The organism is Paenibacillus sp. FSL P2-0089, from assembly GCF_038595095.1.
In the GTDB taxonomy this organism is placed as follows: Bacteria; Bacillota; Bacilli; order Paenibacillales; family Paenibacillaceae; genus Paenibacillus_AQ; species Paenibacillus_AQ silagei.
Map to the genome: position 1 here is coordinate 7,447,631 of NZ_CP152006.1, position 15,076 is coordinate 7,462,706.

18 protein-coding genes, 1 tRNA gene and 1 riboswitch are annotated in these 15,076 nt (G+C 50.8%); of the genes, 11 read left to right on the forward strand and 8 right to left on the reverse strand.

Annotated features, from left to right (window positions below; all coding sequences use genetic code 11):
- Nucleotides 1–54: 54 nt before the first annotated feature.
- The 7 genes from pdxS to NST69_RS31885 all read left to right on the forward strand — a co-directional run bounded on the left by pdxS (nucleotide 55) and on the right by NST69_RS31885 (nucleotide 5,032).
- Nucleotides 55–936 (forward strand): pyridoxal 5'-phosphate synthase lyase subunit PdxS, encoded by an 882-nt coding sequence (pdxS, locus tag NST69_RS31855; protein WP_036724406.1) that lies wholly within the window; start codon nucleotides 55–57, stop codon nucleotides 934–936.
- Between the two features lie 18 nt (nucleotides 937–954).
- Nucleotides 955–1,539 (forward strand): pyridoxal 5'-phosphate synthase glutaminase subunit PdxT, encoded by a 585-nt coding sequence (pdxT, locus tag NST69_RS31860; RefSeq protein WP_342548060.1) that lies wholly within the window; start codon nucleotides 955–957, stop codon nucleotides 1,537–1,539.
- A 90-nt stretch (nucleotides 1,540–1,629) separates the two neighbouring features.
- On the forward strand, nucleotides 1,630–2,919 hold the full coding sequence (serS, locus tag NST69_RS31865; RefSeq protein WP_209879529.1) for a serine--tRNA ligase: 1,290 nt from the start codon (nucleotides 1,630–1,632) through the stop codon (nucleotides 2,917–2,919).
- Between the two features lie 65 nt (nucleotides 2,920–2,984).
- Nucleotides 2,985–3,073: transfer RNA gene (locus tag NST69_RS31870), tRNA-Ser, on the forward strand.
- 253 nt (nucleotides 3,074–3,326) lie between these two features.
- Entirely contained in the window at nucleotides 3,327–3,668 is a 342-nt protein-coding gene (locus tag NST69_RS31875; RefSeq protein WP_036724411.1) for a hypothetical protein, read from the forward strand.
- A gap of 12 nt (nucleotides 3,669–3,680) precedes the next feature.
- Nucleotides 3,681–3,833 carry a small acid-soluble spore protein P gene (locus tag NST69_RS31880; protein ID WP_036698929.1) on the forward strand — a complete coding sequence of 51 codons (153 nt, stop codon included), beginning with the start codon at nucleotides 3,681–3,683 and terminating at the stop codon, nucleotides 3,831–3,833.
- 104 nt (nucleotides 3,834–3,937) lie between these two features.
- Nucleotides 3,938–5,032 (forward strand): DUF6612 family protein, encoded by a 1,095-nt coding sequence (locus tag NST69_RS31885; RefSeq protein ID WP_036724413.1) that lies wholly within the window; start codon nucleotides 3,938–3,940, stop codon nucleotides 5,030–5,032.
- Nucleotides 5,033–5,157: 125 nt separating this feature from the next.
- Here the strand turns inward: NST69_RS31885 and NST69_RS31890 are convergent, their stop codons facing one another.
- Together NST69_RS31890 and tadA are read right to left on the reverse strand one after the other, a co-directional pair.
- Nucleotides 5,158–5,721, reverse strand: a complete 564-nt coding sequence (locus NST69_RS31890) for a GNAT family protein (protein WP_342548061.1) — start codon at nucleotides 5,719–5,721, stop codon at nucleotides 5,158–5,160.
- Between the two features lie 44 nt (nucleotides 5,722–5,765).
- Nucleotides 5,766–6,269 carry a tRNA adenosine(34) deaminase TadA gene (gene tadA / locus NST69_RS31895; protein WP_268748444.1) on the reverse strand — a complete coding sequence of 168 codons (504 nt, stop codon included), beginning with the start codon at nucleotides 6,267–6,269 and terminating at the stop codon, nucleotides 5,766–5,768.
- 363 nt (nucleotides 6,270–6,632) lie between these two features.
- Here tadA and NST69_RS31900 point away from each other — a divergent pair, with 363 nt between their 5' ends.
- Together NST69_RS31900 and NST69_RS31905 are read left to right on the forward strand one after the other, a co-directional pair.
- A complete protein-coding gene (locus NST69_RS31900) occupies nucleotides 6,633–8,906 on the forward strand; it encodes an ATP-binding protein (protein WP_342550244.1) in 2,274 nt (757 codons plus the stop codon).
- The gene (locus tag NST69_RS31905) at nucleotides 8,893–9,594 is read left to right on the forward strand and encodes a pseudouridine synthase (RefSeq protein WP_209879523.1); all 702 of its coding nucleotides are present in this window, start codon (nucleotides 8,893–8,895) and stop codon (nucleotides 9,592–9,594) included. Before NST69_RS31900 ends, NST69_RS31905 begins: the two co-directional genes overlap by 14 nt.
- An 87-nt stretch (nucleotides 9,595–9,681) precedes the next feature.
- Here NST69_RS31905 and motB read toward each other — a convergent pair whose 3' ends face one another.
- Both motB and motA read right to left on the reverse strand, forming a co-directional pair.
- Nucleotides 9,682–10,503 carry a flagellar motor protein MotB gene (gene motB, locus NST69_RS31910; RefSeq protein ID WP_339252727.1) on the reverse strand — a complete coding sequence of 274 codons (822 nt, stop codon included), beginning with the start codon at nucleotides 10,501–10,503 and terminating at the stop codon, nucleotides 9,682–9,684.
- The gene (gene motA / locus NST69_RS31915; RefSeq protein WP_036724422.1) at nucleotides 10,487–11,287 is read right to left on the reverse strand and encodes a flagellar motor stator protein MotA; all 801 of its coding nucleotides are present in this window, start codon (nucleotides 11,285–11,287) and stop codon (nucleotides 10,487–10,489) included. Before motA ends, motB begins: the two co-directional genes overlap by 17 nt.
- A 203-nt stretch (nucleotides 11,288–11,490) precedes the next feature.
- On the opposite strand from motA, the gene NST69_RS31920 reads away from it, so the two are divergent.
- On the forward strand, nucleotides 11,491–11,784 hold the full coding sequence (locus tag NST69_RS31920) for a hypothetical protein (RefSeq protein ID WP_036698940.1): 294 nt from the start codon (nucleotides 11,491–11,493) through the stop codon (nucleotides 11,782–11,784).
- A 211-nt stretch (nucleotides 11,785–11,995) separates the two neighbouring features.
- Nucleotides 11,996–12,271: a 4a-hydroxytetrahydrobiopterin dehydratase gene (locus NST69_RS31925; protein ID WP_036724424.1), complete on the forward strand. Its 276-nt coding sequence runs from the start codon at nucleotides 11,996–11,998 to the stop codon at nucleotides 12,269–12,271.
- Nucleotides 12,272–12,402: 131 nt separating this feature from the next.
- Here NST69_RS31925 and NST69_RS31930 read toward each other — a convergent pair whose 3' ends face one another.
- The 4 genes from NST69_RS31930 to NST69_RS31945 form a co-directional block, all read right to left on the reverse strand.
- On the reverse strand, nucleotides 12,403–12,759 hold the full coding sequence (locus NST69_RS31930; RefSeq protein ID WP_036724468.1) for a cytochrome c: 357 nt from the start codon (nucleotides 12,757–12,759) through the stop codon (nucleotides 12,403–12,405).
- Between the two features lie 127 nt (nucleotides 12,760–12,886).
- Nucleotides 12,887–13,372, reverse strand: coding sequence for a GNAT family N-acetyltransferase (locus tag NST69_RS31935; protein WP_342548062.1), 486 nt, complete (start codon nucleotides 13,370–13,372; stop codon nucleotides 12,887–12,889).
- A gap of 246 nt (nucleotides 13,373–13,618) precedes the next feature.
- Nucleotides 13,619–14,110, reverse strand: coding sequence for a C40 family peptidase (locus NST69_RS31940; protein ID WP_036724428.1), 492 nt, complete (start codon nucleotides 14,108–14,110; stop codon nucleotides 13,619–13,621).
- A gap of 4 nt (nucleotides 14,111–14,114) precedes the next feature.
- A riboswitch (cyclic di-AMP (ydaO/yuaA leader) is annotated at nucleotides 14,115–14,257 on the reverse strand.
- Between the two features lie 388 nt (nucleotides 14,258–14,645).
- Nucleotides 14,646–15,074 (reverse strand): C40 family peptidase, encoded by a 429-nt coding sequence (locus NST69_RS31945; RefSeq protein WP_051477954.1) that lies wholly within the window; start codon nucleotides 15,072–15,074, stop codon nucleotides 14,646–14,648.
- Nucleotides 15,075–15,076 lie beyond the last annotated feature (2 nt).

Consider the following 15,076-nt stretch of genomic DNA (forward strand, 5'->3'; position numbering starts at 1 on the left):
CCTTGCGGTAAAATAACATGTTAGATTAGGTTAGATCTAACGGGAGGCGTAGATATGGAAACAGGAACTTCGCGAGTTAAAAGAGGCATGGCAGAAATGCAAAAAGGCGGCGTCATTATGGACGTCATGAATGCAGAGCAGGCGAAAATTGCCGAGGCCGCAGGCGCAGTAGCCGTAATGGCCCTGGAGCGTGTACCTTCTGATATCCGCGCTGCGGGTGGTGTCGCACGTATGGCCGATCCTACTATTGTAGAAGAGGTTATTAAGGTAGTGAGTATCCCTGTAATGGCCAAAGCGCGGATCGGTCACTATGTGGAAGCCAAGGTTCTCGAATCTCTGGGTGTAGACTATCTCGATGAGAGTGAAGTGCTAACTCCTGCCGATGAAGTGTTCCATATCAACAAACGCGAATTCACGGTTCCTTTTGTATGCGGAGCCAAGGATCTTGGAGAAGCACTGCGCCGGATTAGCGAAGGGGCCTCCATGATCCGCACCAAGGGTGAGCCGGGAACCGGCAACATCGTGGAAGCTGTCCGCCATATGCGCCATATCAACAGCCAGATCCGCAAGGTGACCGGCCTCTCGCTTGATGAGCTATATCATGAAGCTAAGACGCTGGGTGTTCCGTATGAGCTGCTGCTGGAGGTTCACGAGCTGGGCAAGCTGCCTGTCGTTAATTTCGCTGCCGGTGGTGTAGCTACGCCTGCCGATGCCGCGCTCATGATGCATCTGGGTGCTGATGGGGTGTTTGTCGGCTCCGGGATTTTCAAATCGGACAATCCTGAGAAGTTCGCCCGTGCCATCGTCGAAGCGACAACCCACTTCACGGACTACAAGCTGATTGCTGAAGTATCCAAGAATCTGGGCGCTCCGATGAAGGGGATTGATATCGCCACGTTGTCCCCGGCTGAACGCATGTCGGAACGCGGCCGATAATAGAGAGAAGGCTTCCGGATGAGAATTGGAGTGTTAGCGCTTCAAGGCGCTGTTACAGAGCATATTGTCAGTATTGAGAAGACCGGCGCGCAGGGCCTGCCTATTAAGCGTGTAGAGGAGTTAGACGGGGTAGATGGTCTGATTATTCCCGGCGGTGAGAGTACGACGATTGGCAAATTGATGCGCAAATATGGCTTTATTGAGGCTGTTCGTGAGTTCGCGGGTCAAGGGAAGCCTATTTTCGGCACATGCGCCGGGATGATCGTGCTGGCGAAGCGGATTGCCGGAGACGAGGCCGGTCATCTGGAGCTGATGGATATTACCGTGGCCAGGAATGCCTTTGGCCGCCAGCGGGAAAGCTTTGAATGTGATCTCGAGGTTAAGGGGATTACTGAGCCTGTGCGGGCGGTATTTATCCGCGCTCCGCTTATTGAAGAGGTGGGTCCTGATGTTGAGGTGCTTACGCTCTATAAGGATGAGATTGTAACCGCGCGCCAGGGCAATCTGCTGGCCTGCTCGTTTCACCCGGAATTGACTGATGATTACAGGCTGCATCAATATTTTGCCGACATGGTAGAGGACCGTATTGCAGCCAATCTATAGAACCGCATATAAGGACACTTTGACTCTTTCAAAGCTGCAAACAAAACAGCATTTTGAAAGAGTTTGGGCTGTTTTCAGGAGGGAAACTTTGTGTTAGATGTTAAAGTATTGCGCAGCGATTATGCAAGAGTAGAAGAGGCACTGAATAAAAGAGGAAAGTCGCTGGATTTGATTGCCGGCTTCCCGGCGCTGGATCAGCGCCGCCGTGAGCTGCTTCAGGAGACAGAAGGGCTCAAGAACCGCCGGAACACTGTATCCGGAGACGTAGCCAAGAAGAAGAAGAACAAGGAACCGGCTGATGATCTGATCGCAGAAATGCGTACGGTATCTGACCGGATTAAGGAATTAGATGATGAGGTGCGTGAGCTTGAGGTCAAAATTGACGAGCTGACGATGAGCATCCCGAATATTCCGCATGAATCGGTGCCGGTAGGTACCTCCGAGGCAGACAATGTCGAAGTGCGCCGCTGGTCAGAGCCTACAGAGCTTGGTTTCACGCCGAAATCCCACTGGGAGCTGGCGCAGCAGCTGGATATCATTGATTTTGAGGCAGCGGCGAAGGTTACGGGTTCCCGGTTTGTCTTCTATAAAGGACTGGGAGCCAGACTGGAACGTGCCCTGATCAATTTCATGATGGACCTGCACAGCGGGGAACATAACTATGAAGAGATGCTGCCGCCTTATATTGTTAATAAGGACAGCCTCTATGGAACGGGACAGCTGCCGAAATTCGAAGAGGATCTGTTCAAACTGCGGGATACAGAGTATTATCTGATTCCTACGGCGGAAGTGCCTGTGACGAACTATTACCGTGAAGAGATTATGACAGCTGGCGATCTGCCGAAGTATCATGTGGCCTATAGCTCTTGCTTCCGCTCTGAAGCCGGTTCTGCGGGACGCGATACCCGTGGTCTAATCCGTCAGCATCAGTTCAACAAGGTGGAATTGGTGAAGCTGGCCAGCCCGGAGAGCTCCTATGAGGAGCTGGAGAAGATGACAGCCGATGCTGAGCGCGTCCTGCAGCTTCTGGGACTGCCCTACCGCGTCCTGCTGCTCTGTACGGCAGATATGGGCTTCACCTCTGCCAAGACGTATGACCTTGAGGTGTGGCTGCCTGAGAGCGGCATGTACCGCGAGATCTCCTCATGCTCCAATACCGAGGACTTCCAGGCGCGCCGGGCCAATATCCGTTACCGCAAGGAGCCGAAGGCGAAGCCTGAATTCGTGCATACGCTGAATGGCTCTGCGCTGGCTGTAGGGCGTACGGTAGCAGCTATTCTGGAGAATTACCAGCAGGAGGACGGAAGTGTGCTGATTCCGGAATGCCTGCAGCCGTATATGCGTAATGTGAAATCCATTTCTGCAAAAACAGCTCAATAATAATAGTTGCATATTATTTGCGGGGCGTGGTATAATTCCTAATGCATGTGAAATTTCAGTGCATTGGAGAGGTACCGAAGCGGTCATAACGGGGCGGTCTTGAAAACCGTTAGGGTGCAAGCCCACATGGGTTCGAATCCCATCCTCTCCGCCATTCCTTTACATCTAAATAAGTGCAGATAGAAGCCGTTCTCTCAGGAGGACGGTTTTTTTGTTTGAAATATAAGAATTTATATTTTTCACGCTATAAATTATCCTTCTATTTCTCGCCAAAACGGTACCGTCCTTTAAAAGGACGGCAATGCCGTTTCCACTTGCCAAGGCCTCTTTTTCACAGAAGCGGTTCCAACGGGAATAAAAAGCCGTCTTTCTCCGCAATGTATTAGAGAAGGAGGCTGATAATAAAGATGGACCGACAATTGCAAGTAGATCAGCAGAGTCTGGTGTCTGCCTGGCAGGAGCGGCTGCCGGAACTGATGGAGAGTGGGGACAGCTTCAGTGTGCAGGGGGATGCGGCGAACCAGAACAGTCTGCTCATCCATTTCAATGCAGCGGGACGGCAGGGGTATTCTCTGGATTTCCGCTGCACCTATGTGGATAGCCGCGAGGTTGCTGTAGATTTGCTTGACGCCGAACAGGCCGGGGTACACGCGGATGAGCAGCTGGATGCTGTTCAGCTTTTGGCGCAGCAGTATACGAGACAGATTCATGAGTGCGCACAGGCCCTTCAGGGCTTAACTAATCCATAGGAGGTAATCGAAGTGAGCAAACCCAAGAGCATGCCTGTACCCGGCGTACAGCAGGACAACCAGGGGCCCCGCAAGGAGCACCATTCTTCAGGCCCAGCGCCGTTATCCGGGTCTAAAAAGGTGAAGCAGGCCAACCATGTGGACCATAATAATCCGCAGGGTTAAACACACTTTACAATGAAATTGAAGAGAAATGTTTCTCATAATTGCCAAATGGTTTATCATTAGGGAGGGGAAAGAATTTTTTTACATGGGAGAGGAGAAAAATAATGAACAAAAAGTGGGGGTTATCCGCTGCCGCGTTACTGTTAACTGCTGCAGTAATTCTGCCGGGATGTGCAAAGAAAGAGGAGCCGAAGGAGGCTCTGACTTCAGCTGCAGCCAAAGCTACAGCTATGACATCTTACGAAATGAAGAGTAAGGTGGTCATTAACGATTTGACGATAGACACCGGTACTAATGAGGCTGACGCTTCGACGGGTCAGATTCTAAGCATGCTTAAGAATGCAGAGCTTACGATTGATGGAGTCTATCAGGCTGAGCCGATGCAGACAGAGCTTACAACGGTTCTGAATCTGAAGGGGGATATGGCTATGTCCTTCACGGTTCCGATGGTTATGTCCGGACAGAAGCTGTACGTCAAAGTGCCTTCGATTCCGTTCCTGCCGATTCCTGAGACGATTGTCAATAAATTCGTAGAGGTGGATCTGAAGAAGCTGGCCGAAGAGCAGGGAACAGAATTCAATCCTGCGCAGATGGATGCACAGAAAGTGCAGAAGCTGTCGAATGAAGTGATGAATACGCTGCTGGGCGAGTACGATGAAGCGAAATACTTCAACAATATCAAACCTAAGGATGCCGGCCTGCCTGAAGGCGTAGATGCCAAGCAGGTGGTTCAGTTCCAGGTAACCAATGATAATGTCAAAGAGGCGCTTACGATCCTCGTGAACAACGCATTGCCTAAGATCATGGATATTTTGAGTAAGGATGAATATAAAGATCTGCTGCAGGTTGACTCCGCTGATCTGGCCAAAGCCAAGGAAGAGCTGCAATCCAGCGAAGCACGTGCCGAGTTTGATAAGAGCCTGGCTGATCTGAATAAATATCTTACCATTAACCAGTTCCACCTGAACACTGCGGTTAATAAAGATGACTATCCGGTATACCAGGATATGCTCATGGACATCAAGGTTAATGATCCTGACAAGGGTGAGAACGTTACCTTATCTATGAATGCAAGCAACCAATACAGTAAGATCAATGAGAAGCAGACCTTCAAGATTGGCATTCCGCAAGGCGATGATGTCATTACTCTGGAAGAGCTGCAGCAGCAATTCGGAGGCATGGGTACGGGTACTTATTAATACCATAACGCGATATAAATATTGCACTCAAAAATCCCGTATGAGCGAAATAGGCTCCTACGGGATTTTTACGGTGAACATAGGGTGATACGCCCAGCGGCGGAATCAGGGGGGGAGGTGCCCACCTATTCCTGTGGAAGAAAATCCTCAGCCAGAATGGCGTAGGTGCGGTGATCCTGCCATTCGCCGTTGATCCGGATGAAGCGGCGCGCGAGTCCTTCGGCCTGGAAGCCGTTCTTCTCCAGCACTCTGCGTGAACCGGTATTATGGGGCAGGATGGCAGCCTGTACCCGGTGAAGCCCCAGAGAGCGGAAGGCATACCCGAGGATCAGGTGTACGGCGGCACTGGTATAGCCTTGCCCCTGCTGCTCATGATCGATCAGATAGCCGATATCGCAGAATTGACCGACTCCCCGCACTACATTGGAGATCGTAATCTGGCCGATCAGCTCGCCGCTGAGCAGATAAATCCCGAACATATACGCGCTGTCCTGCTGCGCATCCAGGATACGCTGGTTAATCAGCTGCCGCTGGCTCTCCAGGGTGAAGTAGTCTTCACTGCGCAGGGGCTCAAATTGCTGGTGTGCGGTTCGGTTACGCAGACGGAGGCTAAGCAGCTCTTCGGCATCCGTAAGCTCCAGCAGCGAGAGATAGATCCCCTGTGCATTGTTATACAGCTTGTACGACATCTGGCATTCTCCTTATGAGCATAATATAAGTGTTAATGGGCGTTCTAGAGCTTCGCAGGCCGCTTCCGCAGCTTGCGGAAGAAGGAGGTCAGCAGCTCCGCGCATTCCTCCTGCAGCACGCCCTGGATGACCTCTGTACGGTGATTAAAGCGAGATTCCTCCAGCAGGTTCATCAAGGTCCCTGCACAGCCGGCTTTGGGGTCTGGAGTGCCATACACGGTGAGTGGCACCCTGGACTGCACCATCGCTCCTGCACACATAGGACAAGGCTCCAGGGTAACATAGAGCTGGCAATCGAGCAAACGCCAGGAGCCCAGGGCTGTACTGGCTTCCCGGATCGCTACCATCTCCGCATGGGCAGTGGAGTCAAGCGTCGTCTCACGCAGATTATATCCGCGGCCTATAATTTGGCCTTCGTGGACGACCACGGCACCAATCGGCACTTCGCCCAAGGCCTCGGCCTTGCGGGCTTCTCCTATCGCTTCTGTCATCCAATGTTCATGAATGGCCCGCTCCTCCGCCGGCAGTTCTTCAAGCCTGGTATTCAAATGCATCTTCCCTTCTTCTATGCCCATTGTACAACGAACAAATATTCGTTCTTAACAAATTGTGGACAACTCTGTGGATAACGGCCGACTTATACACAAAATTGTGCACATCGCGATTTGGCAAAATGTTTATATGTGCATAACCTGTGGATGGTTTCTTACCTATTGTAGTGAAACTGCCCCGATAATTCAATATCTGCCAGCACCCGGCTGTGGGGAAAGGCCTTTTCAAATGGGAGGGCAAAAGGTATGATTATGTTGAATGCCCGCTAGGATTTACCAGCGGATAAGAGGTGAACAATACGCTTGTCCATAAAAACGAAATTATCAGCGATTATATTTGGCTCGGTGCTCTTAATCTTGATGCTTAATCTTTCGCTCAATCTTTATGCTGCCCGGAATAATCTGCGTAATGAGAGTGTAAGCAACATGAAGATCACTGCGAAGCAGGTTGCCGTATCGGTGGAGCAGAGCGGCTACAGCTCGAATTACGTGCAGGATAAACTTGCCCAGAACCTGCGCTTGACCGCCATTCTGGCGTCCTATGAGCTGGACCCGGATATCAGGAATATTACCAATCAACAATTGAAGGCGCTATCCACCAAGCTGGGGGTGTCGAATATCTCTCTGCTGGTGAAGACTGCGGATGATATTATCGTAGCCAAATCTTCAGATCCTGCAGAGATTGGACTTTCGACCAGAGGCATGGGTTTTTGGTATGTGGCTTTTCTGGAGCTGTTTGCAGGCCAGCGGGTATCTGTCGATCAGGGGCAATCCCTGGAGAATTTCTGGTCCGGGCCGTTTGAATATTCAACCTCCAATCCGGAGTATATTGATAAATGGGGTTATTATTATGACGGGGCCCGCAATTATATCATAGATCCGTTCGTCCGGAGCACAGCGGTAAGCGATTATGTCAAAATTATGAGTCCCGATGAGATCATCCAGGAATCCAAAGCTGTAAATCCCGGAATTCTGGAGATTACGGGAATCAATCCGAAGACCTTCGGGGCCTCAAGCATGCTGCCTGATGGTACAGATCCCAAGAACACGAAGCTGCGGAACCGCCCTATTCAGTACGGAACCTATTCCTACGGCAATATTGCAGAGGACAAGGCGGCAATCCGTGAAGCATTGAATAAGGGCGAGCCGGTAACGCTGGATACGAAGGCATTGGGTAAAAGAGTGCTCAAAAGCTTCATTCCGATTGAGCGGCCGGGAGCGGCGGATTATGTGATCAGTGTAGTCATGGACTACCAGGCGATCTCCTCAGTCATCCGCGAGCAGCTGTTCAATAATATCACCACCTCGGTCCTGCTGCTTATTATCTTTCTCTTGGCGAGTTATGTCCTGGCGGGTGTTGTTACACGCCCGATTCAGGATATACTGGCTAAGGTCAATGATGTGGCCAAGGGCAAGTTCGAGCCCCCGCTAAATGTATCCAGCCGCGATGAGCTTGGACAGCTGGCCCAGCGCATTAATGCGATGACCTCACATCTGCTGCAGCACACGAACCGGCTGGGGCAGACACTGGAGGAGAACCGTGCGGTTAAGGAGCATCTGGAGTCGGTCATTAACGGCACTTCGGATGCCATCCACACGGTGGATATGGAAGGGCGGATCATCAGTACGAACAGAGCGTTCGAGGATCTCTATGGATGGGGCGCTGCGGATGCTCTGGTCAAGCCGCCTTATCTGGTTCCGGCCACTGTGCAGCAGCAGGAGAGTATACGATTGCAGCAGCTTAAGGACGGGGCATCTCTGCCGCCTGTGGAGACCGTCAGGCTGAAGCGTGACGGTTCCCTGGTAGAGGTCAGCGTCAGCAGCTCGGTTATCCGGGATGAAGAGGGCCAGCCGCAGTCGGTTGTCCATGTATCCCGTGACATGACCGAGCGCAACCGGATCGAGGAGCTACTCAGACGCTCGGAGAAGCTGACTACAGTCGGCCAGCTTGCCGCAGGCGTTGCCCATGAGATCCGTAATCCCTTGACCACCCTGCGGGGCTTCCTGCAGCTTCAGCAGGAGAAGAAGGTTCTCGTTCCGCTGCATATAGATCTGATGCTCTCGGAGCTGGACCGGATCAATATGATTGTCAGTGAGTTCCTGATTCTAGCGAAGCCGCAGGCTGTTCATTTCCAGCAAAGGGATCTGCGGCATATTGTCGGCGATGTCATCTCCCTGCTGGACAGTCAGGCCCACCTGTTCGGCATTGAATTCACCACACATTTCTCGGGAGTACCCGCCATGGTGCACTGTGAGGAGAATCAGCTGAAGCAGGTATTTATCAATGTAATCAAAAATGCGATCGAAGCGATGCCGGACGGAGGAACGATTACCGTGGAGCAGCAGGAGCAGGATGATTCTGTGGTTGTTGTGATCACGGATGAGGGCGGAGGCGTCCCTGAGGATATGCTGCCCAAGCTGGGAGAACCGTTCTTTACGAACAAAGAGTCCGGAACCGGTCTCGGCTTGATGGTCAGCCAGCGGATCATTCAGGCCCATAAGGGCAGCCTGGAGATTAGAAGCGAGTATGGCCGGGGGGCACAGGTAATTATCAAGCTGCCTGAAGCGAAGGAGCCAGTACCTCCGGCCGTTATGAATATAGAACGGAGTGAAGACGAACATGAGAATCAATAAATTCATCAGTGAGACAGGCTATTGTTCACGCCGTGAAGCAGACAAGCTGGTCGAGGGAGGGCGGGTCACCATCAACGGGGAGCCCGCTATGCTGGGCAGCCAAGCCGAGGCCGGAGATATTGTCCTGATTGACGGCCAGCCGCTTCAGACGGGCAGCAGGATCGTGTATATCGCGCTTCATAAGCCGGTTGGCATTACCTCTACTACAGAAGCACATATTCAAGGCAATATTGTCGATTTCATAGGGCATGAGGAGCGGATTTTCCCGATCGGGCGGCTCGACAAGGATTCAGAGGGATTGATTCTGCTGACCAATGACGGTGACATTGTTAACAAAATTTTACGCGCAGAAGGCAAGCATGAGAAGGAATATGTGGTCACTGTAGATCGACCCGTCACGCCTTCTTTTCTGACCGGTATGTCCACCGGCGTGAAAATTCTGGGCAGTAAGACACTTCCCTGTGAAATTACGCGTATTAGTGAGCGGGTATTCCGTATCGTGCTGACTGAGGGCAAGAACCGTCAAATCCGCCGCATGTGCAGTGCCTTCGGTTATGAAGTCCGGCGGCTGCAGCGCATCCGGGTAATGAATATCCGCCTTGGCGCACTGAAGACTGGAGAATGGCGGGAGCTGTCCCAGGAAGAGAAGCAAGAGCTGGGGGCTATGTTGAACTATCAGCTGCAATAAGATTATAATGCCCATACCTATAATAAGAGCTGCTCCGATAGACCCTGGTAGGGCCGTTCGAAGCAGCTCTTATTTGTTTCCTTACTATCAGGGAGCTGTTACATTAGAGACATCCGTTGTCTCCGCAGCAGCGTCCTTATATTTACGCAGGATGGATACTTCTACCCGGCGGTTCTTGGCCCGCCCGGCAGCCGTAGCATTGCTAGCGATGGGATGATATTCGCCAGAGCCGGTCGGGCTGAACTTCGTCGGGTCCAGGTTGGGATTCAGCAGCAGAATCTTCATGAACTCAAGGGCACGATCTACACTAAGATCCCAGTTCGAGGAGTACGTGCTGTTGGAGATCGGAACATTATCGGTATGCCCCTGCACCAATACTTCATAATCAGGGAATTGCTGCAGCATAGTTGAGATCGACTTGGCCAACTGGCGGGATTCATCTTTCACTACAGCCTGTCCCGAAGCGAAGAGGGCATTGTCGCTAATCGTGATCATCAGCTGGGACTGATTCAGCTTGGTGCTAAGCAAGTCAGTCATTCCGTTGTTCTTGATGTACTGGTCGAACTGCTTCTTCAGCTTCTCCAGATCCTCCTGCTCCTTGGCACGGAGCTTGGACAGATCGGAGGTGCCGGTGTTCTTGGAGATCACGCTGTTCATTTTATCCTGCTTGCCCTGGTCCAACTGGGTGCTGGTCGGAGAATCCGACCGGTACTCCAGGACGCCGCCGCCGCCGCTGAGCGCTGAATTGAAGGCTTCAGCCATTTGCTGGAACTTCACGGCGTCCGTAGCGCTCATGGCGTACATAACAAGGAACAGAGCAACCAGCAAGGTCATCAGATCGGAATAGGGAAGCAGCCAGGATTCATCGGCATGCTCTTCATGTTCCTCATGCCTAGTCTTTTTGCTCACTGGAAGCCCCCTCCTTCTCGCTCAGCTTGGCACGCTCGGACGGAGTCAGGAAGACGGACAGCTTCTGGTTAATAGCTATGGTAGACACCCCGGACTGGATGGAGAGCAGACCCTCCACCATCATCAGGCGGACTTCAATCTCACGTTTGGATATCCGCTTCAGCTTGTTGGCCATAGGGTGCCACATGACATAACCGGTGAATATCCCGAGCAGGGTTGCAATGAAGGCACCGGCAATCGCGTGGGCCAGGACGTCCATATTACTCATATCACCCAAGGCGGCAATCAGCCCGATAACAGCCCCGAGTACCCCTAGTGTAGGGGCATACATCCCGGCCTGGGAGAAGATCAAGGCTCCGGCTTTATGTCTGTCTTCAGTGGCATGAATATCTTCCATTAATACATCACGGACGAACTCCTGATCATTGCCGTCAATAATCATCCGCATGCCGTTTCGGAGGAAGTTATCTTCAATTTCATCGACATTGGACTCCAGAGCCAGCAGCCCTTCGCGGCGGGTAATGGATGCCCATTCCATGAACATGGTAATCAGTTCGGGCTTACCGACCATCTTTTTCTTTGTAAACAGGATCTTCAACAGCTTAGGGAAATTCTTGACTTCCGACATCGGAAAGGCCATGAAGATGGAGGCAGCCGTGCCAAGAAAAATAATGACATAGGCAGCGGGGTTGTTCAAGCTTGCAAGTGGAGCATGCTTGAGTATCATCCCCCAGATTACTGCGATCAGACCAAACACCAGGCCTAGAATTGTTGAGATTTCCATTTATGCACCTCGTCCATGAGAATTAAGAAGTGATCGACTAACCGCGTAATTCGTCCTTGAACCGCGGGAGAACACTCTGTTCGTAACCAAATCACGTATATTCTTCTTTATCGACATCATTCCCTTTTTTGTGAAGTGATTTTTTCGGCTATAATAGATAAGGTAGGTTATTATTCATCAGCGAAGAAAACGGAGTGATTGATGTGGGAGTTAAGCATGGCAGGGATTACGGTGAAATTCTGGTTGAACTGACAGGAGCCGTTGGACGGATTGCAGACGGGTACATTTTTTTTGAAATGGAGCCTGAAGAGTGGACGAATCTGCCGGAGGAATCGAGGCAGGAGGTCTGGGAGGCGCTTGCGGAAGATCTGTTCTACGCGCTGGGCAACGAGCCGGTCATTCAGGTGGGCAGCGGAGTTGTGATGTACGATAAAGAAACACACCGCATTAATATTCTGCTGGGCGATGAGGATCTGGCTTCGGTCGTTCTTGTATAAAGCAGGGGAAAAATGCGGCAGCGGGTTTGTCCCGGGCATCCGGCCATGTTAAAATTGGAAGTGGAGTACTAATTGCCGGGATGTCAGAATACATTTAATCAAAAATCTTTGGCCTGGCACATCCCTTGGACTTTCAGAAGCTGAGGGATGTTTTATTTGAAGGAGAAGAGCAGGCTGAAGGAACCGTTAACTTAGCAAGGGAGGAAACGAATTGCAATTAACTGAGGAACAACTGCAGGAGCAGATCGGCAAGCTTGAGGGCTGGAAGCTGGAGAGGGATAGGCTGGTGCGCAAATATATGTTCAGTGAATATATGAAGGGAATTGCCTTTGTGGATGAGGTAGCGACAATTTCGGAGGCCTTTGACCATCACCCGCATATCACCATTGATTACAAGACGGTTGTTCTGCGGCTGGCTGCAGATGTGGAGAAGCTTGATCTCCGCCAGGCGCATGAATTTAATGAGGCATTCGAGAAGACCCGCTAGAGGACAAGGCCCCTATGGAGACAACAGGAATATCTAATTAATAGAAATGCCCGTGCAAGGATCGTTCGTTATCCTCGTCACGGGCATTATACATTTAGAATGAGGAGCATGGTGTGAGTACAGGTTGCGGATTATTTCTTCTCGGCCAGCCATAGGGCTACATTCGCAATCTCTTCAGGGGCCAGCCTGTCTTTGAAGGGAGGCATCTGTCCGCGCCCCTTGGTGACTATGCTGAAGATCTGAGCTGCGTCATGCGAAGCGCCTTCCTGCTGCAGGCTGGGTCCCGCCCCGCCCTGAAGCTGGTCTCCGTGGCAGGAGATACAATTAGCCTTCACTGTGGCTTCTGCGCCCGCAGCGTCCAGCACAACCTCCGGCATGGTCGGCTTGTTCTGCTCCGCCACCTCGGATTTACCGGGTAGGGTAAACATTAAGATTACTGCAAAGGCACAGGCGGCAAAAAACAAACCGCTCATGATCCATTTCTGCATCTGCATCCGTCCCTCCATGTAAGCTGCTGTCTCCATTATAGCGGATGGTGAAGCGTTATCATAGTATGTGTGTCAAAAAAATGAACACAAATGATCCATTTTTTGCAAAACTCTCTTGTCTCCGGTGCTATTCCTCATAGACCATGCAATAAAAAGGCTTATTACCGATCGGAGTGCGGCGTTCATAGGTATCCGTTATGGTGAACCCGCATTTCTGGTAGGCGCGGATGGCGCGCTGGTTCCAGGTCAGCACCTCCAGGTCGATCTCACATTCCGGGTAACGCGACCGTGCTGCCTGCACAATAGCCTTCATGAACAGATGTCCCATTCCATGGCCGCACAGCTCGGGCCGCATTCCGACACCAAGCCGGACTACCCCCTCCATCGGAAAGAGCTGGGCGAAGCCGCACAGATCCCCCTCTCCATTCACAACCGATACATATTGCTCACTTCGCAGCTGCGGGTCTCCGAACTCCACGCCCAGCGCCTGCATCTGCTCCCAGGACATCCAGCCGTAAATATTATACGGCGGCTTGTAGCTCCACTCACAGATCTCAGCGGCATGCTGCGGCTCCATAGGCACCACGTAAAAGGTTAGCGGGGAGCTAATCATTGGGGGAGGCCTCCTTCCAAGGGACATAGATTCATTTCTTCTATTAATTATATACAAAAACAGCCAGTTTCGACGCAATTTCCTTACGGAAATGCAGAAACTTGACAAACGGCAAAATATATTTTCCGAAAGCGCAGAATCAGTGTTTTACAAATATAGAGAGGGGTAAGTAATTTTATAGACAAAAAAAGCCCTTCTCCAAGATTTCGGCAAAAATCTCGGAAAAGAGCGTTAGGTTACAAAGGATTATTGTACATCATCGTTGTCTTGGGAATCCGAAGCTACAGTCTTGTAGGCATCTGTACTCATGATTCGCTTGGCGCCAACGTAGCGGTTGACGTAATAGCTGTCACTCAGCGAACTGATGGTTACACCACGTGAGGAAGAGGCATGGGCGAATTCGCCGTCACCAACATAAATACCTACATGGGATATGCCCTTACCGCTTGTATTGAAGAATACAAGGTCGCCTGGTCTCATCTCGTCACGGGACACGGCAGTGCCCATCTGATACTGGGAGCCGGATTGATGGGGCAGGTTAATGCCGATCTTATCAAAAACATACATTGTAAATCCGGAGCAATCAAACCCGTTAGTTGATGTACCGCCGGACACGTATTTGGTTCCGATGGCTTTGTCGATCACTTTATCCATTTTGGAATCCGCGAAAGCGCTTCCTGCTCCGATGGTGAAGATAATGGACAAGCTTAGTACTGCGGCTGCTAGCTTCTTCTTCAAAAGTAAATACCCCTTCCAATGCCTACGAGGTTAGCTTAAGGGTTCGGTTGAAGGTCCCCTATGACCCCTCTTAGAATAGGAGGTCAATTCACCCAAAGTGGTTCCCCCGTTTCCCTAATTCATTAGGGAACTCGGCACGACTGTTGATTAGGATTAGCGGTTCATTCAATACATGACAAAACCTTTGTTAAAATCGATTCAATAATTACAAAAATGTTACTAAAAACTCACTGCGATAATTGTAACAAAGACTAAGGCGCTTGGCAATCACTTATAACATATTAATGCATCTTTTTTGCTGTTTTTTAGAGTTATAGCCCTTTCCAAAGACTCATATCTATGCGCAGGGGTTAATTTATATGATTATTTCTTTGTTTTTGCAAGAAAATGCTGTTTCAAGGCTGCGAATTCAGTGTAAAAGGTAGAATAAGGAAAAGGAAAAACCCGGAAATGATTACGGCAATAATCATTCCGGGCTCGTATAAGTTACATTTAGTTGTTAGAGGCTGAAATATTCGGGGTATGCTTCAAGGGTTCAATCGTAAGCGACAGCTTGGTAGGCTGTTGTGCTCATTACTCGTTTGGCGCCAACGTAGCGGTTGGCCCAGTAGGACTGGCTCATCGAACTGATGGTTACACCACGTGAACTTGAGGACTGTGCGAACTTCCCGTTTCCAACATAAATACCGACATGGGACACTCCGTTACCCAGGGTATTGAAGAACACGAGATCACCGGAACGCAGATTGCTCTTGGATACACTTGTTCCAACTTTGAACTGTGCTTTGGAGGTACGGGGCAAGGTAAGCCCGACATTCTTGAACACATACTTGGTAAATCCGGAACAGTCGAAGCCGCTGGTGGTTGTGCCCCCGGTTTTATACGACGTTCCAATGGTTTTTGAAATCACAGTATCCATCTTGGAATCTGCGAAGGCACTGCCCGCTCCGAGTGTGAATACCATCA